The sequence below is a fragment of the Paenibacillus sp. BJ-4 genome, assembly GCF_020404765.1.
Classification (GTDB): domain Bacteria; phylum Bacillota; class Bacilli; order Paenibacillales; family Paenibacillaceae; genus Paenibacillus.
Genome location: NZ_JAIVEM010000078.1, coordinates 1 through 211, shown reverse-complemented (window position 1 = coordinate 211; position 211 = coordinate 1). Strand labels below are relative to the sequence as shown.

At 55.9% G+C, this 211-nt stretch carries 1 protein-coding gene; it reads left to right on the top strand.

Annotation, left to right across the window (positions count from 1 at the left end; all coding sequences use genetic code 11):
• Nucleotides 1-211: hypothetical protein (locus LCF57_RS28200; protein ID WP_226001341.1), on the top strand; the 211-nt coding region annotated here is incomplete at both ends.

Sequence of the window (211 nt, the reverse complement as noted above, 5' to 3'; positions counted from 1 at the left end):
GGCAGCGCATTTCATTCCTCGCGGATGGAAGCCGTGCTGGGGGAACTGGAAGAGGCTTTGAAGCGTGTAAAGCTCGTTGCACCGCAGCTTCCTTATGTATCTAACGAAACGGGGAAATGGATTACCAAGGAGCAGGCAAGTAATCCGGCCTATTGGGTGTCGCATACGCGCCGAGCGGTGAGGTTTGCGGACAATGCGGAGCAGGTGCTGA